Raw genomic sequence first — 20,420 nt, 5'->3', positions numbered from 1 at the left:
GGCGTCCCGTCGGTTTCCGTGGGCGTCCCGTCGGTCTTTGCGGGCGTCCCGTCGGTCTTTGCGGGCGTCCCGTCGGTTTCCGTGGTCGCCCGGCGGGTGCCCGCGATGGTCTCGCGGGTTTCCGCCCCGGCCTTGTGGCCGGGACGTCGTCGCGTGTCGTTCATCTCGCTGAGGAAGGCTGCCTGATGCCGCAGGGACAGGTCACCACCGTGCCGCAGGACGGACTCACCACGCGGCAGCGGCGCCGGCAGGCTGTGCTCGCCGTCCACACCGGACACGGCAAGGGGAAGTCGACCGCCGCGTTCGGGATGGCTCTGCGGGCGTGGAGTGCCGGCTGGTCCATCGGTGTCTTCCAGTTCGTGAAGTCCGAGAAGTGGCGGGTCGGCGAGGAGGCCGCGCTCAAGGCTCTGGGGCAGACCGGCGGGCCGAGCGTGGCCTGGCACAAGATGGGTGAGGGCTGGTCCTGGATCCAGCGGGCCGGCACCGAACGCGATCACGCCGCCGAGGCAGCCGAGGGCTGGGCGCAGATCAAGCGGGACCTGGCTGCCGAGACCCACAAGTTCTATGTGCTCGACGAGTTCACGTACCCGATGAAGTGGGGTTGGGTCGATGTCGCCGACGTCGTCGCGACCCTCGCGGAGCGGCCCGGCACCCAGCACGTGGTGATCACCGGCCGGGACGCGCACCCGGACCTGCTCGCCGCGGCCGACCTGGTCACCGAGATGACGAAGGTCAAGCATCCGATGGACGCCGGCCGCAAGGGACAGCAGGGCATCGAATGGTGAACATCCCGCGCGTGGTCATCGCCGCGCCGGCCTCCGGGCACGGCAAGACGACGGTGGCCACCGGGCTGCTCGCCGCGTTCGCCGCGCGGGGCCTGAGCGTGGCGCCGTTCAAGGTCGGCCCGGACTACATCGATCCCGGCTATCACGCGCTCGCGGCGGGCCGGCCCGGACGCAACCTCGACCCGGTGATGGTCGGCGAGGACCTGATCGGGCCCCTGTTCGCGCACGGTTCGGCGGGCACCGACCTGGCCGTCGTCGAGGGCGTGATGGGGCTCTACGACGGGCGTACCGGTGCGGGCGACACCGGATCGACCGCGCACGTCGCCGGCCTGCTCGACGCGCCGGTCATCCTGGTCGTCGACGCCGCCGCGCAGGGCCGGTCGGTGGCCGCGCTGGTGCACGGCTTCCGCAGCTTCGGCAACGTCCGCCTGGCCGGCGTGATCCTGAACCGGGTGGGCTCGGACCGGCACGAGTCGATCCTGCGCGAGGCATGCGAGGAGGTGGGCACGCCGGTCCTGGGCGCGATGCGCCGGGCGGATGCCGTCGCGGCGCCGTCCCGCCACCTCGGCCTGGTGCCCGCGGCCGAGCGCCGCACCGAGGCCACCACATCGGTCGCCGCCCTGGCGTCGCTGGTCACGGCGTCGGTCGACCTCGACGCGGTGCTGGCCGTCGCCCGCACCGCACCGCCGCTGACGGCGACGCCGTGGACCCCGCAGGCCGCGGACCCGGTGCCGGGCCGCCCGGTGGTCGCCATCGCGGGCGGACCGGCGTTCACTTTCGCGTACGCGGAAACAGCCGAACTCCTGGCCGGCGCGGGCGCGGAGGTCGTGACGGTCGACCCGCTCCGCGACGAAGCCCTGCCGGAGGGAACGCGCGCGCTGGTCGTCGGCGGCGGTTTCCCGGAGGTGTACGCGGCGGAACTGTCCGCGAACGAACCCCTGCGCCTGGCCGTGGCGTCACTGGCGGCGGTGGGCATGCCGATCGCGGCGGAATGCGCCGGGTTGCTGTGGCTGTGCCGAACTTTGGACGGCGCGCCGATGTGCGGGGTGCTGGACGCTGACGCTTCGATGACGCCGTCGTTGACACTCGGGTACCGGGACGCGGTTGCGCTCACGGACAGTCCGTTGTTCCCGGCGGGGTCGCGGATCACGGGTCATGAATTCCACCGGACGATGGTGCATCCGCGGTCGGGGTTGTTGCTGGAGCCGGCTGGGGGAGCGGCTTGGGCCTGGCGGGGGGCTGATCCGGAGGGGTTCGCCACGGGGAACCTGCATGCCTCGTATCTGCATCTGCATTGGGCCGCGGCGCCGGCTGTCGCACGGCGGGTGGTGGCACAGGCGGCTGCAGTCGGGTCGATCACGGTGTCGTGATTCCTGCGCGGTGGTTGGTGGCGCAGGCGGCTGCGGCCAGGTCGATCGTGGTGTTGTGATTTCTGCGCGGTGGGTGGTTGTGCAGGCGGCTGCGGCCAGGTCGATCGTGGTGTTGTGATTTCTGCGCGGTGGGTGGTTGTGCAGGCGGCCGTGGTCAGGTGGACCGCGGTGCCGTGATTTCTGCGCGGGTGTTGGGCTCGGCACCGGCAGGTAGGGAAATCTTCGGGCCGGCGCACCGCCTGCCGGCGATCTGCTGATCCGCGCTGGGCCAGGATCCTAGGAAGTTCAGCGCGATGTGGCGGAAGTCCTGGGCCGCGATGCCGCCGGCGCTACAGCGGTGTTGTCAGGATCGCCCCGGCTACGGTGTCGACGTACCACCGCTGGAACTCGTCGCTCGTCCAGCCGCGTTCGCGGACCAGCCGGTCGTAGTTGCGGACGTCCTGGGCCAGCCACAACACGTCGGCGACCTGGTCAGGGTGCAGGTCGTCCCGCAGCTCGCCGGTCGCGGCCAGGTCCGCGGCGAACATTGTCATGCCGCGCTGCCGGTCCTCGAGGTTCTTTCGCCACACCGCGGCCGCGTCCGGGTCCGCGGTGGCGGCTCCGGCCAGCGCCAGCATCACCTGCGCCTGGCGCTCGTGGGTCTCGGCGAGGTGGCGGGCGAAGCGAACGAGCCGGGCCCGTGCCCCGCTGAGCGCACGGATCTCCGCGACGAACGCCCGGTCCGGCAGGGCCACCGGCGCGTCGTCACCGGCGATCGTGACGTCGACCAGCTCCGAGAGCAGCTGCCGCTTGCTGCCGAACACCGCATAGAGCGTCTGGACAGCCACCCCGGCTTCGGTGGCCACGGTGGTGAGCCGGGTCGCCGCATAGCCGGGGTCGACGAACAACTTGGCCGCAGCATCCAAGATCGCCCGTCGTGTCTGCCGCGCTTGTTCCTGTCGTCGAGCTGACGTGTAAGTCCTGCCGCCGGTCACCGGTTCAGTGTAGTAATCTATTCGATAGAGCTTCACTCTATTCAACGGTCGAGAGGGTGTACGCGATGCCGTTCGGTGTGGTGCAGGAGATGCCGGGAGTCAGCGAAGCGGAGTACCGCCAGGTCGAGAAGCACCTGGGTCCGGACCGGCCGCCGGGCCTGCTGGCCCACGTCGCCGGGCCGAGCGACGTCGGCTGGCGCATCATCAACATCTGGGCGGATGAGGCGGCGTTCCGCGCGTTCCAGTCGCAACGCCTGGTCCGCGCCGCGGGTCTCGCCGCGCAGGAGGACGGTTTCGATCCTACGAAAGCCGCCTCGTTCAGCTCGCTGAGCGTCGACGGCGCCGAGATGCCGTTCTGATGGCAGGCGCGGCGCAGCTGCGGGCCCGCAATGCGAGCTTCTGGGAACAGGCCGCGCCCGGCTGGATCCGGCATGCCGAGCGGCAGGACGAATTCGGCCGTCCGCTGGGCGCGGCGGCGATCGAGCGACTGCGCGCGGCCCCCGGTGAGCGGGTGCTGGACGTCGGTTGCGGCTGCGGCGGTACGACGGCTGAGCTCGCGGCGGCAGTCGGGCCTACCGGCGTCGCCGTAGGCGTCGATCTGTCCGAGGCGATGGTGGCGGCCGCGCGACACCGGTTCTCGCAGCCGCGCTTCCTGGCGGGCGACATCGAGACGATGGGTGCGGTGCCGGGAGCGCCGTTCGACGCGGCGTACTCCCGGATGACCGTGATGGTCCTGGCCGATCCGGTCGCCGGCCTCACCACGATCGCGCAGTCCCTGCGTCCTGGTGGTCGGTTCGCCGCAACGGTCTTCCGGGACGCCGGGACCGTCCCGTGGCTGCCGGCTGCCGTGCTGGGTGCTGCTCCGCATGTGGGAGATCTGCCGCCGCTGCCGCTCGGGAACGAGCCGGGGCCGTTCGCCTTCGCGGATCCCGCACGGATCGAGCGCCTGCTCACGGCCGCAGGCTTCGGCACTGTGGTGATCGAGCCGCGCGACGTCACGCTGAACCCGCCGGACGAGCCGGACGCGGTCGCTGAGTGGTTGATCGAGATCGGGCCGGCCGGTGCCGCCTACCGGGAGGCCGCTGCTCCGGCGCAGGCGTCGGCCAGGTCGGGTGCGGCGCGAATGCTCGAACGCTTCCGTACTCATGGTGTCGGCTACCGTCTCCCGGCTGGTATCTGGCTCGTGTCCGCGGAGCTCGGCGGTTGACCCCCGTCCCCGTCGGGACTGTGGCCGTGCCTCGATCGGCTGTCGGGAGGAGTCCGGCGACCGGTCCGCAGGACTCCTCCTCTGGAACGCCGGACCGTCGTTTGCGTGGGCCATACGGCCGTCGATCGGGGCGGCGGTATCCGTCGTCCGGTCGTCCGGTCGTCCGGTCGTCCGGTCGTCCGGTCGTACTGACGTGTGGACCGGCGTGCCGGCATCGATGCGGACCTGAGAGCCGCCGGGTCATGCGGCCACTCGAACCCCCACGCTGTCCCACGAACAGGATGGCGCTGGCGTACGGTCCGGAGGTGAGCGTGACGGGCAGCCTGGTCCTCGGCCTCGGGGCACGAGCCGGCGTATCCGAAGAAGAGCTGGCTGCGGCGATCGACGCCGCGCTGCGGCAAGCCGGTCTGGGACCCGCCCGGATCAACGCCCTGGCCACGCTGGATCGGCGGGCCGCTGAGGTCGGCATCCGAGCCGTCGCCCAGAGATACGGCTGGCCGATCACCGGATTCGCCGCGGCTGCGCTGGCCGACGTCGACGTGCCGCACGGCTCCGGAATCGTGGCCGAGGCGACCGGGACCCCGAGCGTCGCGGAAGCAGCCGCGCTGTTGGCCGCCGGCCCCGACGCCGTTCTCGTCCTGCCCAAGACGGTTTTCCCCCGGTCGACTGTGGCGATCGCTCGGGGAAGCAACGATCCCCACACCTAACGCCACCATTGCGGTTCGTCGAGCAGGTGCGGTGTCAAGCCGTGCCGTTCCGCGAACCACCGGCTGAGCTGGGTGCGCAGTACGAGCTGCTCGCTGGCCGCGTGGGACACGCCGATCATCGTCATCGTCGTGCCGGCCGCGAAGGCCCGGACATCGGAGTACTTGCGACGGCCGTGGTCGCCTTCGATCCGTACGTGGATCTCACCGGTCAGCCAGGCCTGGGCGCCTCGTTCCTCCGCCGCCGTCATCTCGGCCACCCGGTCGCCGATGCCGCCGACCACCGCGATCCGCTCGATGACCGGTCGTTGCCGGCCGGCGACCTCCACGAGATCGACCTTGAAGATCCGCCGCGCCGTGGCGATGAACTCAGTGCTGGACAGCGGCGGCACCCGGCACAGAAGGCCCGCGAACCCGTTGCCGTAAGGCCAGAAGTCGCCCTCCACGGTGCCACCGAGCGCTTCCACGATCGCGGCCGCCGTGCCGACCTCGCGTGACGTGTCCAGCGGAGCGTGGACGGCGTACATGCTCAGCCCGCGTCCGGTGATCGCGGCGAGGTGGCGGCTGCCGATCGGCACGAAGCCCTCGGCCCAGCGTCCGTCGGGATGCCCGTTGCGCACGTCGATCGGATGGTGGGTGATCAGCAGGTCACCGGGACGGGCGAGCGCCAGCCACTGCTCCAGGACCTCCACGGACGGGAAGCAGGCGGCGAAGACCTGCCCGACCTGCGCCCGGCCACGGATCATCAGGCCGTTGAACTTCTCGGCGAATTCCGGCGTGGCCCAGCGCCGCCAGTCGACGCCGACCTCGGCATAGACGCGGGGGAGATGCCGGCTCATGGCGACGTCGGGCGCGGCGGTGGCGAGCTCGAACAACCGGTCGAGATCGTCGACGACGGTCTGCAACTGCGCCATGGCGGTGACGGTAGCTCGGTCCGTCACGGCCGCGGATCCCAGCGAACCGCCCGGACAGCCAACGGCGCCACCGCGGCCGCGGCGATGACCAGGGCTGCCGCCGCGGCGAGGCCCCCAGCCGTGCCGATGCCGGGCTCGTCCCAACCGAGCCGGGTCAGTTGGGTCACCGCAACGCCCGGCAGCGCGAGCATCCACCACTCCACCTCGGACGCCGGAGTTCCGGCGGCCCAGAAGGCGCCGCCCAGAAAGGCCAACGCCAGCGGGGCGGTGGTGAGCTGCGCCAGCTCCGGGGCCGGCGTCCAGGCGGAGGTCACCACCGCGAATACTCCGGCCACGAGAAGACCCGCGGCGACGGCGATGACCAGCGCCCAGGCACGGCCCGGCAACTGTCCACCGCCTGCGACGACCATGACGGCACCCTGCATCAGCATCAGCAACGCGGACGGGAGCAGAACCCCGGTCAGCACAGCCGTGTCGGACGCGCCGGAGAGACGTAGCCGCTTGAGAACCGACTGCGAACGCCGAGCCACCAGGGTGGTTGTCCCTGCCGTGTACGTCGTCAACGCCAGCAGCACAGCCAGTTGCAGGCCGGTCGCGGTACCCCGGCCGGCCCGTCCGGTGTCGTGCTCGGCCCACACGATCAGCAGCCCCAGCGCCGCCGGCAGCATCGCCCCCATCACGAGCGCCGGCACGCTGCGGCACAGCATCCGCACCTCCGCCCCGGTGATCAGCGCCCACGCCGGCGCCCTCATCGGTGCGTGCTCCCGTGCACCAGGTGCCTGACCAACCCGGGCACCCGCGGATTGGCCATTGTGACCACCCCGCGGTGCAGCACGGCCACCCGGTCGGCAAGCGTCTCCGCCTCCTCCAGGTGGTGCGTCGTCATCACCACCGTCGCGCCTCGCAGCAGTCGGCATCGCAGGAGGTCCCAGGTGTGCAATCGGGCCTCGGGGTCCAGCCCGGACGTCGGTTCGTCCAGCAACAAGAGCTTCGGTTCGCTGCACAGCGCGACGGCCAGGTCGAGGCGGCGCCGTTCGCCACCGGACAGCCGGCGCACCCGCACGCCGGCGCGATGCTTCAGGTGCACCTCTTCGATGAGGGCGTCCGCGTGCGTCAGCGGAAGGCGCCGGTGCAGGCCCAGCCACAGCCGTACGGTCTCGGCGACGGTGAGGTCCGGGGCGCACCCGCCCTCCTGCAGCACCACACCGACATCGGGCGCCAGACGACGGCGCGACCGGTACGGATCCAGGCTCAAAACCCGCACCGTTCCGGCGTCGGGCCGGCGCAACCCGAGCATCGCGTCGAGCAGGGTGCTCTTGCCCGCACCGTTCGTGCCGATCAGCGCGACCAACTCGCCCGGACCCACCTCAAGATCCGCGCCCCGCACCGCTTGGTACGAGCCGTACGACAGATGCACGTCACGGCAGATGACTGGATTCATGACGTCGACTCTCGCCGGCCCGGCCCGGGCGCTGTAGTGCCGTTCGCCCACCAGTCCCGATGACAGATGTCATCAATACCTCCGCAGGTGTGGGCGGTCTCGATTCCGACCCGCAAGATGAACCGGTGACCGCATCCCTGCCCGAGCACCCGAGGCCGGGTCTGCTGGCCCTGCGCCGGCTGACCTGGTGGGTGACCGTCGCCTGCCTGGTGGTCTTCGCCGTGCTGGTCACCGCGGAGTCCGGCACGGTGGTCGTCGGGGTGCTCGCGTTCGCGGTCTGCGCTGCAGCAGGCGTGTTCTTCGCCGCGCCCGTCCTCGGCCGTCCACTCCTGCATCCGGCCTATCGGCGCGGACTGGTGGTCATCACGGCGGTGGCTGCCGACGCGGTGCTGGTGGTCTCCCGAGCCGTTACGGACGGCGGCTTTCCCTGGCCGCTTCCGCTGGCTGCGCTGCTCGCCGGCGCCCACGCCGGAAGCCGTCACCCGTGGCGGATCGTCTGGCCCGCCGGTCTCGGCCTGGCCCTGGCCGCATCACTGCTGGGTTCATGGTTGGGCGGCCAGCTGTCATGGTCGGGTGCGGTCCAGGATGCGGCGATGGTGGCGCTGGGCGCCTGGGGCCTGCTGGCCCAGGTGTGGATGTTGCGAGTGGCTGAACGCCTGGACCGGGCCCGTCGGCTCGAGAGCGTGGCCGCCGTGACGGGGGAGCGGTTGCGCTTTGCGGCGGATCTGCACGACATCCAAGGGCACAACCTGGAGGTCATCGCGTTCAAGAGCGAGCTCGCCGAGCGGCTGGCCGTCGTCGACCCGGAGCGGGCGGTTGCCGAGATGCGCGAGGTGCAGAATCTGGCCCGGCAGGCGCTGGGGGACACCCGTGCGGTGGTGCAGGGATATCGCCGGGTGACGCTGGAGACTGAGATGGGCAACGCGGCGCGGGTGCTGACATCGGCCGGCATCGACTGCCGCATCGAGCGCGACGCCGGGCTGCCCGACCTGCCGGACGAGGCGGCGATGTTGATCGGTCTCGTCGTTCGGGAGGGCACCACGAACGTGCTCCGGCACAGTGCGGCCCGCCGGTGCACGATCGCCTTGACCGCCGGGGCCGGCTCGGTTCGCCTGCAGATGGGCAACGATGCGCCGCTGGGCGATCGACCCGGCCCGGCGGGAGGCTTGGCGGCCCTGGCCGAGCGGCTGGCCTCGGCCGGGGGCGCGCTGCACTGGCACACGGCCCCGGGGGAGTTCACGATCGAGGCGACGGTGAAGCGATGATCAGAGTGCTGCTGGCGGACGACGAGGACCTCATCCGGGGCGCCGTGGCGGCCCTCCTCGGCCTCGAGCCCGATCTGGCCGTCGTCGGAGAGGCCGCCGACAGCGTCGCTGCGGTTGCCGTCGCACGGGAAACGCAGCCCGAGGTGGCCGTGCTGGATCTGGAGATGCCGCCCGGCGACGGATTGCAGGCGGCGGCCGAGATCCGCGAACTGCTGGCGATCCCCGTCATCCTGGTCACCCGACATGCCCGCCCGGCCGTGTTGCGCCGCGCGCTGGCAGCCGGCGTCGCCGGGTTCGTGCCGAAGACAACCCCGGCCGCCCGGCTCGCCGTCATCATCCGGGCGGTGCACGGCGGGCGCCGCTACATCGACCCGGACATCGCGGCTTCGGCGCTCACCGAGGACGAATGCCCGCTGACCACCCGCGAGCTCGACATCCTGCGCGTCGTGCGCAGCGGTGCCCCCATCACGGAGATCGCCGCGGCGGTGCACCTGGCTCCCGGGACCGTGCGCAACTATCTGTCCACCGCGATGGCCAAGGTGGGCGCAGCGACGCGACACGCGGCAGCCCATCACGCCTGGGAGCAAGGATGGATCTAGACCACGAGGCGCGACGCGCCCGACGAGCAGAGCCGTGGTCAACCCCGACCGGGGGCGTCGGCCGGCCCCTCATCCACGAGGCTCTTCGTCATGACGTGCTCACGGCGGACTCCGTCAGGCATGAGGTCCCCGAGCTCCCCGGTGTCACGGAAGCCGTTCCGCCGATAGAGCGCCCAGGCATTGCGGTTCCCCTCCACCACGGCCAACCGCAACGTCACCGCGCCGGCCTGCCTGGCCCACTGCTCCACCTCGCGCACGAGCTGGTCGCCGACGCCGCGGCCGCGCCCCGGCGATGCCACGTACATCGAGATCAGTTCGACAACTCGGTCCCGCTCGGCCGGCACCCCGCTGGCCATTCCGACCGGCCTGCCATCGATCATCGCCACGATGTTGCACGAGCCCGGGATGCCCAGCCGTGCACGCCAGCGTTCCTCGCGGTCGCCGTCGCCTTGCCAGTCCGCCAGCTGGGAGCCGAAGGCATAACCCGCCTCGCGCAGCGCCTCGAGTCGCAGCTCCCGCCAGATCAGCCAGTCGTCCGGAACCAGCACACGCGTCTCGACCATCTCGTGCACGTTGCCGCAGCCGGCGCGAGCAGACAACCGAGTATCCGGCGACCACGGAGCGGACACCAAATGCCCCTAGACTGGGGTCTCGCCAGAGGGGGAGGGTGCGATGTCACTCCTGCGGTCAGCCATCGGCACGGTGCTGCGGCGCCTGCGCCACCAGCAGGGTCGCACCTTGCAGGACGTCGCGGACGCGGCCGGTGTGTCGCTGCCGTACCTGTCGGAGATCGAGCGTGGCCGCAAGGAGGCCTCCTCCGAGATCCTCGCCAGCATCTGCGCCGCCCTCGGCCTGCCGCTGACCGACCTGCTCGAGCAGGTACGCGCCGAGCTGCTCCGCACCACCCCGGTGACCACCCCCGTACGGGCCCCAAGAATGCGCGTGAGCTGCGGCTATGCCCAGGGCAGATCTGCCCAGGGCAGAGATCGTCGCCGGCCTCCGAGGCGCGCCGCAGGATGGGCCGTATGCAGACCGACCAGGCTCCCTTCGGCGCCCAGCTCCACGACGCGCTTCTAGCCGAACGCATCGTCTTCCTCGGCACCGAGGTCACCGACGCGAGCGCCAACCTGGTGTGCGGGCAGTTGCTCCTGCTCGCCGCCGCTGACCCGCGCCGTGACATCCAGCTCTACATCAACTCGCCGGGCGGCTCGGTCAGTGCCGGGCTCGCGATCTACGACACCATGCGCTTCATCAAGAACGACGTGGCCACCATCGCCATGGGCATGGCCGGCTCGATGGGGCAGTTCCTGCTGACCGCGGGCACCGCCGGCAAGCGGTTCGCGTTGCCGCACGCGCGGATCATGATGCATCAGCCGTCGGGCGGCTTCGGCGGCACGGTCGCGGACATCACCATCCAGGCCGAGAACATGCTGTACGTGAAGCGCAAGGTCCAGGAGCTGATCGCCCGCCACAGCGGTCGCACGATGGCCGAGATCGAAGCCGACTCCGACCGCGACCGCTGGTTCACCGCCGATCAGGCCGTGGCCTACGGCCTGATCGACGAGGTCATCAGCGAAGCAACCACGGTGGCCGCGTGACCCAGCAAGGCGAGGCAGCAGCGGCCGCAGTGGCCGCCATGTAGCGAGGCGGTGCGACGGCGGTGGTCGCGTGGCCCCGGTGAGGCGGCAGCGGCCGTGATGTAGCGAGGTGGTGCGACGGCGGTGGCCGGGTGGCTCCAGTGAGGCGGCAGCGGCCGTGATGTAGCGAGGTGGTGCGACGGCGGTGGTCGCGTGGCGCCGGTGAGGCGGCAGCGGCCGCGGTCACCCGGATTCAGCGGAAGGTGGTGCGACGGCGGTGGCCGGGTGGCTCCAGTAAGGCGGGAACGGCTGCGGTCACCCGGGATTCAGCGAGAGGTGGTGCGACGGCGGTGGCCGCGTGGCCCCAGCGAGGCGGCAACGGCCGCGGTCACCTGTGATTCGGAGAGGCAACCGCGGCCGCGGCGGCGGAGACCGCGTGACTCAGCGGCGCACCGTGGCCCGGCGGATCTCGGTGCGCAGCGCGGGCGGTCCATCCAACGGAGCCGGATCCTCAGCCGTCGGTGTCACCCCTCCGGCAGCAACGCGGTCCAGGGTCCGCAGTCCGCTCCGCTCGACACTGCCGAAGATCGTGTAGTTCGGCCGCAGCGCCGAGTTGCCGTAGACCAGGAAGAACTGGCTGCCGTTGGTGTCCGGGCCGGCGTTGGCCATGGCCAGCACGCCGCGGGCGTACACCTTGCGCTCTCCGGTCGGGTCGGTCGGCGCGGGCGGCAGGTCCGTGGGCAGTTCGTCGCCGTAGCGGTAGCCGGGGCCGCCGGAGCCGGTCCCGCTCGGGTCGCCGCACTGCAGGACCAGGAGCGTCGGGTACGCGGTCAGCCGGTGACAGATGGTCCGGTCGTAGAACCGGTGCCGGACCAGGTGCACGAAGCTCTGCACCGTGCACGGCGCCTGGGCGCGGTCCAGCTCCAGCGGGATCGGCCCGAGGTTGGTCTTCAGCAGCACGTCCACGGTGCCGCGATCGGGGGTGTGCCGCGGATCGCGGGGCAGCGGCACCGGCCGCACAGCGGGATCGTCGGGCGTGGGCGTGTACGCACAGGGCCCCTTGGTGGGCGCGGTGGGGTCGGTGCCGTGCGCGGCAGCGGGGGCGGCACCGACCACACCAGCCGCGAACACCGAGACCAGGACGAACGCCAGACGTCGCTTCATCATTCTCCCGGTCTAATCGATCCACTTGGATACGTCAAGCCACCCCGGCCGGCCCGGACCAGATGAGGTCCCGCCTGTCCCACAGTGGGATCCTGGGCAATCGCCGGTACCGGCCGCTCACGCGAATCCACCCCGGCCGGCTTGGCCCGGGACGGACCGGCCCGGGCCGGGACCGGCCCGGATGAGGGCGCGTCTGTCCCACAGTGGGTCCTGGGCAATCGCCGGTACCGGCCGCTCAAGCGAATCCACCCCGGCCGGCTTGGCCCGGCTTGGCCCGGCTTGGCCCGGCTTGGCCCGGGACCGGACCGGACCGGAAGAGGGCGCGCCTGTCACGCGGAGGGATCCCGGGCAATCGCCGGTACCGGCCGCTCAAGCCAAGCCATGCTACTCCGTCCATCCGCCCGGCCCGGCCCGGCTCGGGACTGGACCGGCCGGGACTGGACCGGACCGGGACCGGGATTGGACCGGACCGAACCGGACCGGGACTGGACCGGACCGGATGGGAGTTCGCCTGTTCCCCAGCGGGATCCCGGGCGACCGCCAACGCCGGCCGCTCAAGCCAAGCCAAGCCAACCCGCCGGCACCGACCACAGGCGACACCAACCAACGACAGACGACGCCAAGCCGAGGGCCTGGCAACGCCAAGTCGAGGGCCTCGCGAGATCAAGCTGAGGGCCGGGCAAGGCCAAGCCGAGGGCCAGGCGAGATCAAGCTGAGGGCCGGGCGAGGCCAAGCCAACGGCCTGGCAAGACCAAGCCGAGGGCCAGACGACACCAAGCCGAGGGCCAGACGAGGCCAAACGAGGCGAGACAAAAGACGAGACAAAAGGCGAGACGAGACAAGAAACGAGGGAAACACAGCGCCGATCAGGAAATCGGCCACTCGTGGACCGGAATGTTCTCGTGCATCGGTGGGAGATACCGCCGCAACATTTCATGCAGCGCCGCCTGCCGGTCCATCCCTTCCCCCTCCAGCGAATGCAGAGTCTCCACCTGCCAAGTAGCTCCATTACGCCCGGTCAAACAGCGCTGTTCAATGATCCCCAGCAGCCTGTCCCGCTCACCCGCCGAAACCCCCCACTTGTCCAGCCCCTCCTTCGCCAACGGCAGCAGACGACGCAGCACCAGCTCGGACACCGGCACATATCCCAACCCGGGCCAGAACACCGACGCCGCGATGCCGTGCCGCGCGCAGGAGTGGAAGTTCTCCTCCGCCGCGCTGAACGACATCTGGGTCCAGATCGGACGCTCGGCCTCGGCCAGCATCCGGACCAGGCCGTAATAGAACGCACCGTTGGCCACCGTGTCGACGACCGTCGGGCCGGCCGGCAGCACCCTGTTCTCCACGCGCAGGTGCGGCCGGCCCTTGACCACCGCGTAGATCGGCCTGTTCCACCTGTACACCGTGCCGTTGTGCAGGCGCAGTTCGCTCAGTTCCGGGGTGTCGCCGCTCTGCAGGATCTGCTCCGGGTCGTCCTCGTCGCAGATCGGCAGCAGCGCCGGGAAGTAACGGACGTTTTCCTCGAACAGGTCGAAGACCGAGGTGATCCAGCGCTCGCCGAACCACACCCGGGGGCGTACGCCCTGGGCCCGGATCTCCTCCGAGCGGGTGTCGGTGGCCTGTTCGAACAGCGGGATCCGGGTCTCGCGCCACAGCTCGCGGCCGAACAGCAGCGGCGAGTTCGCGCCCAGCGCCACCTGGATGCCGGAGATCACCTGGGCCGCGTTCCAGTACGCCGCGAACTGGTCGGGGCTCACCTGTAGGTGGAACTGGGTGCTGGTGCAGGCCGCCTCGGGCGCGATGGTGTCCGTGGTGACGGCCAGCCGGTCGATGCCGTCGATGCGGATGTCCAGGTCCTCGCCGCGGGCCGCGAAGATCTGCTCGTTGAGCAGCTTGTAGCGCGGGTTCGCCGACAGCGAGTCGGCGGTCATGTGTTCCTTGCGCAGCGTCGGCAGGATGCCGATCATCACCATGTGCGCGCCGACGCTGCGGGCGTGCTGCTCCGCGTTGTTCAGGCTGGCCCGCAGCTCGCGTTCCAGGTCCGCGTTCTCCTCGCCGGCCAGCCGCCGCGGCGCCACGTTGATCTCGACGTTGAACTGGCCCAGCTCGGTCTGGAAGTCCGGGTCGGCGATGGCCCGCAGCACCTCGGCGTTGCGCATCGCCGGGTCGGCGTTGTCGTCGACCAGGTTGAGCTCCACCTCCATGCCGGTCAGCGGTCGTTCGAAATCGAAGCGCGAGTCGCGCAGCATGGCGGCGAAGACGTCGAGACTGCGCCTGATCTTCTGCCGGTACTGCGATCTGTCCTCGCGGGTGAATGTCCTCTGGTCGACCTCTTCGCCCACCGCGCACCGCCCCTCTGCCTGCATCTATGATCTCGTGGACAACCCGTCGGCGCATCAGAAGAACGCGTCGAACCACTCCGGAGGTTTCCGCGTGCGTCGCATACCTGCCCTTTTCGTCGCCGTGGCAATCGCGGAGGCGTGCAGCTGGGCAGCGCTGCTGATCGGGATGTTCTTCAAGTACGTCGTCGTGCGCAACGAGATCGGCGTGCAGATCGCCGGGCCGATCCACGGCGCCTTCTTCATGGCGTACCTGGCCGTCACCGTGGTGCAGGCCCGGGTGGCCGGCTGGAAGTGGTGGGTCACGCTGGTCGCCCTGGTCTGCTCGATCCCGCCGTTCGCGACCGTGGTGTTCGAGCGCTGGGCCCGTTCGCGGGGTCTGCTCACCGCCGCAGCAGAGCCCGCAGCGCAGTCGTGAGCGCCTGCGGGTTCTCCTCGGCCATGTGGTGGCCGCTCTCGATCGGCACCCCCTGCACGTCGTCGGCCCAGTCCCGCCAGATCGCCAGCGGGTCGCCGTAGAGTTCCGCCATGTCGTCGCGGGTCGACCAGGCGAACAGTGTCGGGCAGGCGATCCGCCGGCCGGCGGCCCGGTCCGCGTCGTCGGCGGCGCGGTCCCCGCGCAGGCCCGCGCGGTAGTCGCAGCACATCGCGTGCACCGTCGCCGGGTCGTGGATCGCCTCGCGTTCCTCCGGCGGCACGGTGTCGCCGAGGCCGTACCAGGCGTGCGGGTCGGCGTTGATGACCCGTTCCGCCGGCTTCGCCGTCTGGCCCAGGAAGAACCAGTGCCACCACCGGGCCGCGAAACGGGCGTCGGCCCGGGCGAGGGCTTCGCCGATGGGTACGCCGTCGAGCACCGCCAGATGACTCACCACCTCCGGATGGTCCAGGGCGAGCCGCATGGCCACGTAACAGCCACGGTCGTGCCCGGCCACGGCGAAGCGCTCGTGTCCGAGCTGGGCCATGAGCGCCACGATGTCGGCCGCCATGGCCCGTTTGCCGTACCAGGAGAAGTCGTCGCCCGCCGGCGGTTTCGACGACCGGCCGTAGCCGCGCAGGTCCGGGCAGACCACGGTGTGCTCCGTGGCCAGGGCGGGTGCGACCTGCTGCCAGGTGACATGCGTACGCGGATGTCCGTGCAGCAGGACGACCGGCGGGCCGCTGCCGCCGTGGCGCACCCGCAGGGTCGCCGCCCCGACGTCGATGTGGTCCAGAGCGAAGCCGTCGAACATGATCCTGGCGTTACCCGGCCTTTACAGAACGAAGCATCACATCGAGACTTATCGTTGTCTTGAGGCCCTCAGGGAGGCAACGATGCGCAGATTCGGCACCATCGTCGCAGTGTCGGCCCTGCTCGCGGCGGGCCTCGCGGCCCCTGCCGCGGCGCAGCGGCCCGCGACGGGATGGAGCACCGCCTGGGCCACCGCGCCGGCGGCCGCGGTCGCCGGTGTCGAGCAGGGGTACGCGGGCTTCACGATCCGCAACGTCGTCCACACCACGATCGGCGGGGCCACCGTACGGGTCCACCTGTCGAACCGCTTCGGCACCCGGCCCGTGCTGATGGGGCACGTCACCGTCGCCCTGTCCGCGCACACCGGCGGGCGCCGCGACGGGACCATCGACCGCAGTGACGGTACGGCGCAGCCCGGCACCCTGCGCGACGTGCTGTTCCACGGCCGCGGCGCGATCACCGTCCCGGCCCGCGCCGAGGTGGTCAGCGACCCGGTGCCGTTGCGGGTCGCCGCCGACCGCGACCTGCTCGTCACCACGTGGACGCCGCAGCCCTCCGGCACGGTCACCTACCACCCGGCCGCGATGCAGGACTCGTTCTTCACCCGGGGTCCGGCCGACCACGCCGGGGACGAGGCCGCCGCCGCGTTCACCGAGACCACCCGGGTCTGGCACTACGTGAGCGGGGTGGACGTGCGGGGCGGCCCCGGCACGGTGGTCGCGCTCGGCGACTCCATCACCGACGGCGTCACCTCCACCTGGGGTGCGAACCGGCGCTGGACCGACTACCTGGCGGCCCGGCTGGCCGGCAGCCCGGTGCCGGACTACGGCGTGGCCAACTCCGGCATCAGCGGCAACCGCGTCCTGCTGGACAGCAACGCGCCGGACTACACGATCTACAGCAGCTTCGGCCCCAGCGCGCTGACCCGGCTCGACTACGACGTGCTGGAACGGGCCGGCGCCCGCTCGGTCATCGTCTTCGAGGGCATCAACGACATCCAGCAGACCCCGCACCAGGAGGACCCGGAGCAGATCATCGCCGGGCTGGCCCAGATCGCGGCCCAGGCGCACGACCGCGGGCTGCGGGTCGTCGGCGCCACGATCATGGCCTGGAAGGGCTGGGGATCCTGGACCCCCGAGCTGGAGAAGACCCGGGTCGCGGTGAACGAGTGGATCCGCGCCGGCGGCGACGGCACCCTGGACGGGCTGGCCGACTTCGACGTGGCCACCCGGGACCCGGCCGACCCCGAGCAGCTGCTGCCCGCCTTCGACAGCGGCGACCACCTGCACCCCAACGACGCCGGGGACAAGGCGATGGCCGCCGTCGTGCCGCTCGCCCGGCTCTGAGCCGATCAGCTGATCCAGGCCGCCACGAGCACGGCGGTCAGCGTCAGGCCCAGCACGGCCTGGATCAGCAGCCCGGGACCGAAGTGCGACCACAGCGTCGGGATGCGCGGGGTCAGCGGCTGCATCGTGGTCAGGTTCAGGACCTGCTCCAGCTTCACCGGCAGATCCGGGTCCTTCTGCGCCCGGGTCCGCAACTGCACCAGGTCGCCGCGGTGCAGCGCCGACTGCGGCAGCTGGCCGTGCATCTCCACCTCGTACGTCTGGCCCAGGTCGTCGCGCAGCCGTACGGGGGTGACCAGGTACTCGGGGCCTTTCTTGAGGTCCTTGAACTTGCGCCGCGCGCCTCCGCCGCCGCTGCGCAGCAGGGCGAGGAGCAGCGCGCCGAACGCCTGGGTGATGGTGGCCGCGACGAACACGGCGACCAGCAGCGGCTGGGCGACCTTGACCTCGCGGGTGTAGGAGGGCCGGAACCCGAGGAACCGGCCGGTGATGACGGGACCGGAGTGCCGGAGGACCCGCTCGCGGTAGAGCTCGGTGTCGTCCATGGGGATATCTCCTGGGAGGGGGAGATGCATGTCCCTCAATCGTACGGAGAGCTACCTGCACAACACAGTGAGTGAATGTTGGATCACGGCCGGCCGGTGGCTGATCTCTCCGTTTGGCGCGGATCTCACCGGGCATCTCTCAATCCCGCTTGCCCATTAGGACGTGCCGCATGAAGATGCCCTCTGCCCGCGGACCGGTTTCGGCCGCCGTCATCGACGCCCTCGCGCGCTCGCCGTACGACTTCACCCTCGACCCGGGCGACGTCGGCCACGAGGACCTGCACCTGACGCTCTTCGTGCTCTACGAACTGCACTACCGTGGCTGGGACGGCGTCGACGACCAGTGGGAATGGTACCCCGGGCTGCTGGCGCTGCGGGCCCGCCTGGAGGCCCGCTTCGAGGCCGACCTGCGCGAGCTCGTCGGCGACCCGGCGCCCGCCGAGGATGTGCCCCACCAGCTCATCGTCCTGACCTCCGACAACAGCGGCCCGTCGCTTTCGGGCTACCTCCGCGGCCGGGCGACCCTGGAACAGTTCAAGGAGTTCGCCACCCACCGCTCGATCTACCACCTGCGCGAGGCCGACCCGCACACCTTCGCGATCCCCCGGCTGGGCGGCAAGGCCAAGGCCGCACTCATCGAGATCCAGATCGACGAGTACGGCGGAGGCGTCGCCGACCGCATGCACCAGGAGATGTTCCGCAGCACGATGACCGCGCTCGGCCTCGACACCGAGTACGGCGCCTACGTGGACGTGGTGCCGGCGACGACCCTGGCCAACAACAACCTCATGTCGCTGTTCGGGCTGCACCGCCGGTGGCGCGGGGCGCTGCTGGGCCACCTGGCCGCGTACGAGATGACCTCGACCGGCCCGAACCGCGCGTACGGCAACGGCCTGCGCCGGCTGGGCGGCGACGCGGACGGCACCCGCTTCTACGACGAGCACGTGGAGGCGGACGCGGTGCACGAGCAGATCGCCGCGTACGACATGTGCGGCTCGTTCGCCAAGGCCGAACCGGAATCGGCGGGCGACGTGCTCTTCGGCGCCCGGTGCGTGCTCAAGCTGGAAGAGAAATGGGCGGAGTACATCCTCGAGCGCTGGGCGGCGGGGGAGAGCTCCCTGCGCGGCTGAGCGGTCAGGCGTCGTCGGAGGTGCCGCGCGGGGCGGCACTCTCGCGGCCGACGCCGGCCCGGAAGCCGATGGCCTTGTGCGTGCCGTCGCAGAACGGCTTGATCGCGGACTTGCCGCAACGGCAGAGCGCGACGGTGCCGCGGCCGGGATCGATGACCTCGCCGTCGGGGGTGCTGAGCGTGAAGTTGCCCCGCAGCAGCAGCGGCCCGTCCTCGTACGGGATCACGGTCGCGCCGCGATCATCCACCGATCCAGTCATGGCGGGAGAGATGCCCCGGGGTGCCCGCCCGAAACACCGCGGACCACGGGGCTGTCCGCCGTCCGTCTACCGATTGGCCGAAACGGTCACGGCGCGGTCCAGGACACGGTGAACTTGGAGCTGAACGCCTGTCGCGGGCGATCTACGGGGGTGGGACAGCATGGCGCTGATCGGCATGAAGTACGTGAATCCTGACAGTGTGCTCGCGCGTACGGCGTGGGAGATGGTCCAGACCCACGCGGGCGGCCTGGGCCCGCACGAGGGCATGACCGTCTGCCCGGTCTGCGGCGAACCCCTGCCCTGCACGGCAGGCCGCGCGGCGGCGGAGGTCGTGGCGGCGGCCGGTCTGGCCGAATCGTCCGGGCTGGTCGAGGCGGCCCGGCAGCAGGGCCGCGAATCGGGATCACCGCTGGGTCTGAGCAGTACGCCCGAGCGTCCGGCGCCCGCGGTGGGGGTGGCGCACCCGCCGATGGCGTTCGCCCCGCCGGAGGAGTCGCTGCCGGAGCCGGCCTACCGCCCGTTCGATGCGGCTGGCCCGCAGCCGGTCGCTGAAGCCGGCGGGTCTGCTGCGCCGAAATCCGGACCGAAGTCGTCCGGACTTACTCCGCCCGGTCCTGAGGCGTTCGGTTCGGCCTCGGCGGCCAGGTCTGCTGCCGGGTCGGCCTACTCGCAGGCTCCTTCGGGGCAGTCGGCTTCCGACGAGGCGTCTGCCGGCCGGGCAACGTCCGGCCAAGGCTCAACTGGACAGTTCGCCTTGGGCGATCAGGCGGCCGGCCGTTCGGAGCAGAGTCGCGACGGCGATCCCAGCGGCCTGGGCGCCGGGCGTCCGGGCGCTGAGCGCGCGCCCATCGATCGTCCGGAGGCCGGCTGCTCGGAGGTCGGGCATTCGGAGGCCGGGCGTTCGGAGGTCGGCCGCTCGGAGGTCGGCCGCTCGGAGGTCGGCCGCTCGGAGGTCGGCCGCTCGGAGGTCGGCGGTGATGACTTTGGGCGGGCGGATGTGGGCCGCGCTGAGGCCGGTCGCGTGGACGCCGGCCGGATGGATGTCGGTCGTGCGGAAGTCGGCGCTCCGGACCTCGGCCGCCTTCAGGGCGGCGGCCCGGACGCTGGTCGTCCGGGTGCTGGTCGTCCGGATGCCGGTGGTCCAGGTGCTGGCGGTCGGGATTCCGGCGGTCCGGGTGCTGATCTTCCGAATGCTGGGCACCCGGGCGACAGCCGCCCGGAAGGCAGCCGGACCACGCCCGCCGAGCAGAACGCCGGGCCGGCAGATGCTGGGCGGCCCGCCCCGACGCCTGAGAGCGCGCGCCCGGCTCCGGACGTGGACCCGCTGCTGCTCGGCCCGCCGCTGTTCGTCCAGCAGAACCGCCCGCTGGATGCTCCCCGTTTCACCCCGTCGGCACGCACTCCGGAACCGGCAAGCGCCCCGCAGAGCGCCCTGCCGTCGACCGCCGCCAACGGCACGGTCCGGCACCCTTCCGGCGCGGACACCACCTCGCAGTCGGCCGTCCAGGAGCCCGACGGCAAACCCGACCCGAGCCCAACCCAGCAGCCCGCCGGACAGCAGTCCACCGGGCAG

Annotated in this window: 22 protein-coding genes and 1 pseudogene; 13 read left to right on the top strand and 10 right to left on the bottom strand. The window is 71.3% G+C overall.

Features of this window, described 5'->3' with window-relative positions:
* Positions 1–185: 185 nt before the first annotated feature.
* Both cobO and AB0C12_RS04545 read left to right on the top strand, forming a co-directional pair.
* The gene (cobO, locus tag AB0C12_RS04550; protein WP_360544083.1) at positions 186–785 is read left to right on the top strand and encodes a cob(I)yrinic acid a,c-diamide adenosyltransferase; all 600 of its coding nucleotides are present in this window, start codon (positions 186–188) and stop codon (positions 783–785) included.
* Positions 779–2,155: a cobyrinate a,c-diamide synthase gene (locus AB0C12_RS04545; RefSeq protein WP_360544081.1), complete on the top strand. Its 1,377-nt coding sequence runs from the start codon at positions 779–781 to the stop codon at positions 2,153–2,155. Before cobO ends, AB0C12_RS04545 begins: the two co-directional genes overlap by 7 nt.
* Before the next feature lie 329 nt (positions 2,156–2,484).
* Here the strand turns inward: AB0C12_RS04545 and AB0C12_RS04540 are convergent, their stop codons facing one another.
* Complete coding sequence (locus AB0C12_RS04540) at positions 2,485–3,060, bottom strand: helix-turn-helix domain-containing protein (RefSeq protein ID WP_360544079.1); 576 nt, start codon at positions 3,058–3,060, stop codon at positions 2,485–2,487.
* A gap of 134 nt (positions 3,061–3,194) precedes the next feature.
* Here AB0C12_RS04540 and AB0C12_RS04535 point away from each other — a divergent pair, with 134 nt between their 5' ends.
* The 3 genes from AB0C12_RS04535 to AB0C12_RS04525 all read left to right on the top strand — a co-directional run bounded on the left by AB0C12_RS04535 (position 3,195) and on the right by AB0C12_RS04525 (position 5,043).
* Positions 3,195–3,488, top strand: a complete 294-nt coding sequence (locus AB0C12_RS04535) for a hypothetical protein (RefSeq protein ID WP_360544077.1) — start codon at positions 3,195–3,197, stop codon at positions 3,486–3,488.
* Positions 3,488–4,336 (top strand): methyltransferase domain-containing protein, encoded by an 849-nt coding sequence (locus AB0C12_RS04530; protein ID WP_360544075.1) that lies wholly within the window; start codon positions 3,488–3,490, stop codon positions 4,334–4,336. The genes AB0C12_RS04535 and AB0C12_RS04530 overlap by 1 nt, the downstream gene beginning before the upstream one ends.
* Positions 4,337–4,641: 305 nt before the next feature.
* Positions 4,642–5,043, top strand: a complete 402-nt coding sequence (locus AB0C12_RS04525) for a cobalamin biosynthesis protein (protein WP_360544073.1) — start codon at positions 4,642–4,644, stop codon at positions 5,041–5,043.
* Here AB0C12_RS04525 and AB0C12_RS04520 read toward each other — a convergent pair.
* The 3 genes from AB0C12_RS04520 to AB0C12_RS04510 are packed head-to-tail and all read right to left on the bottom strand — an operon-like array spanning position 5,040 to position 7,395.
* Positions 5,040–5,954, bottom strand: a complete 915-nt coding sequence (locus AB0C12_RS04520) for a Nif3-like dinuclear metal center hexameric protein (RefSeq protein WP_360544071.1) — start codon at positions 5,952–5,954, stop codon at positions 5,040–5,042. The genes AB0C12_RS04525 and AB0C12_RS04520 overlap by 4 nt on opposite strands.
* A gap of 23 nt (positions 5,955–5,977) precedes the next feature.
* Entirely contained in the window at positions 5,978–6,706 is a 729-nt protein-coding gene (locus AB0C12_RS04515) for an ABC transporter permease (RefSeq protein WP_360544069.1), read from the bottom strand.
* Complete coding sequence (locus tag AB0C12_RS04510; RefSeq protein WP_360544067.1) at positions 6,703–7,395, bottom strand: ABC transporter ATP-binding protein; 693 nt, start codon at positions 7,393–7,395, stop codon at positions 6,703–6,705. The genes AB0C12_RS04515 and AB0C12_RS04510 overlap by 4 nt, the downstream gene beginning before the upstream one ends.
* Positions 7,396–7,520: 125 nt before the next feature.
* Here AB0C12_RS04510 and AB0C12_RS04505 point away from each other — a divergent pair, with 125 nt between their 5' ends.
* Both AB0C12_RS04505 and AB0C12_RS04500 read left to right on the top strand, forming a co-directional pair.
* Complete coding sequence (locus AB0C12_RS04505; protein ID WP_360544065.1) at positions 7,521–8,660, top strand: histidine kinase; 1,140 nt, start codon at positions 7,521–7,523, stop codon at positions 8,658–8,660.
* Entirely contained in the window at positions 8,657–9,259 is a 603-nt protein-coding gene (locus AB0C12_RS04500) for a response regulator transcription factor (RefSeq protein ID WP_360544063.1), read from the top strand. The genes AB0C12_RS04505 and AB0C12_RS04500 overlap by 4 nt, the downstream gene beginning before the upstream one ends.
* A 38-nt stretch (positions 9,260–9,297) precedes the next feature.
* On the opposite strand, the gene AB0C12_RS04495 is transcribed toward AB0C12_RS04500, so the two are convergent.
* Complete coding sequence (locus AB0C12_RS04495; RefSeq protein ID WP_360544061.1) at positions 9,298–9,822, bottom strand: GNAT family N-acetyltransferase; 525 nt, start codon at positions 9,820–9,822, stop codon at positions 9,298–9,300.
* 109 nt (positions 9,823–9,931) lie between these two features.
* On the opposite strand from AB0C12_RS04495, the pseudogene AB0C12_RS04490 reads away from it, so the two are divergent.
* Together AB0C12_RS04490 and AB0C12_RS04485 are read left to right on the top strand one after the other, a co-directional pair.
* Positions 9,932–10,159: pseudogene (locus tag AB0C12_RS04490) on the top strand (helix-turn-helix transcriptional regulator); the annotation flags it as partial.
* A gap of 116 nt (positions 10,160–10,275) precedes the next feature.
* Complete coding sequence (locus AB0C12_RS04485) at positions 10,276–10,857, top strand: ATP-dependent Clp protease proteolytic subunit (protein WP_360544059.1); 582 nt, start codon at positions 10,276–10,278, stop codon at positions 10,855–10,857.
* A 420-nt stretch (positions 10,858–11,277) separates the two neighbouring features.
* Here AB0C12_RS04485 and AB0C12_RS04480 read toward each other — a convergent pair whose 3' ends face one another.
* Together AB0C12_RS04480 and AB0C12_RS04475 are read right to left on the bottom strand one after the other, a co-directional pair.
* On the bottom strand, positions 11,278–12,003 hold the full coding sequence (locus AB0C12_RS04480) for a peptidylprolyl isomerase (protein ID WP_360544057.1): 726 nt from the start codon (positions 12,001–12,003) through the stop codon (positions 11,278–11,280).
* 863 nt (positions 12,004–12,866) lie between these two features.
* Entirely contained in the window at positions 12,867–14,342 is a 1,476-nt protein-coding gene (locus tag AB0C12_RS04475; protein WP_360544938.1) for a glutamate--cysteine ligase, read from the bottom strand.
* Between the two features lie 91 nt (positions 14,343–14,433).
* Between AB0C12_RS04475 and AB0C12_RS04470 the strand changes: the two genes are divergently transcribed.
* Entirely contained in the window at positions 14,434–14,757 is a 324-nt protein-coding gene (locus AB0C12_RS04470; protein WP_360544056.1) for a DUF3817 domain-containing protein, read from the top strand.
* On the opposite strand, the gene AB0C12_RS04465 is transcribed toward AB0C12_RS04470, so the two are convergent.
* Complete coding sequence (locus tag AB0C12_RS04465; RefSeq protein ID WP_360544054.1) at positions 14,723–15,568, bottom strand: alpha/beta hydrolase; 846 nt, start codon at positions 15,566–15,568, stop codon at positions 14,723–14,725. The two genes, AB0C12_RS04470 and AB0C12_RS04465, sit on opposite strands and share 35 nt — an antisense overlap.
* Positions 15,569–15,650: 82 nt before the next feature.
* Here AB0C12_RS04465 and AB0C12_RS04460 point away from each other — a divergent pair, with 82 nt between their 5' ends.
* Positions 15,651–16,913 (top strand): SGNH/GDSL hydrolase family protein, encoded by a 1,263-nt coding sequence (locus AB0C12_RS04460; protein WP_360544052.1) that lies wholly within the window; start codon positions 15,651–15,653, stop codon positions 16,911–16,913.
* A gap of 5 nt (positions 16,914–16,918) precedes the next feature.
* Here the strand turns inward: AB0C12_RS04460 and AB0C12_RS04455 are convergent, their stop codons facing one another.
* A complete protein-coding gene (locus AB0C12_RS04455; protein ID WP_360544050.1) occupies positions 16,919–17,458 on the bottom strand; it encodes a hypothetical protein in 540 nt (179 codons plus the stop codon).
* 170 nt (positions 17,459–17,628) lie between these two features.
* Here AB0C12_RS04455 and AB0C12_RS04450 point away from each other — a divergent pair, with 170 nt between their 5' ends.
* Positions 17,629–18,588 (top strand): iron-containing redox enzyme family protein, encoded by a 960-nt coding sequence (locus AB0C12_RS04450; protein WP_360544049.1) that lies wholly within the window; start codon positions 17,629–17,631, stop codon positions 18,586–18,588.
* Positions 18,589–18,592: 4 nt separating this feature from the next.
* Here AB0C12_RS04450 and AB0C12_RS04445 read toward each other — a convergent pair whose 3' ends face one another.
* Positions 18,593–18,847: a CDGSH iron-sulfur domain-containing protein gene (locus tag AB0C12_RS04445; protein WP_360544047.1), complete on the bottom strand. Its 255-nt coding sequence runs from the start codon at positions 18,845–18,847 to the stop codon at positions 18,593–18,595.
* Between the two features lie 160 nt (positions 18,848–19,007).
* On the opposite strand from AB0C12_RS04445, the gene AB0C12_RS04440 reads away from it, so the two are divergent.
* On the top strand, positions 19,008–20,420 hold a 1,413-nt coding region (locus AB0C12_RS04440; protein ID WP_360544045.1), incomplete at its 3' end, for a hypothetical protein.

The organism is Actinoplanes sp. NPDC048967, from assembly GCF_040649415.1.
Classification (GTDB): domain Bacteria; phylum Actinomycetota; class Actinomycetes; order Mycobacteriales; family Micromonosporaceae; genus Actinoplanes.
Note: the sequence above shows the minus strand (reverse complement) of the source record. Positions and strands in the feature narration are given on the sequence as shown.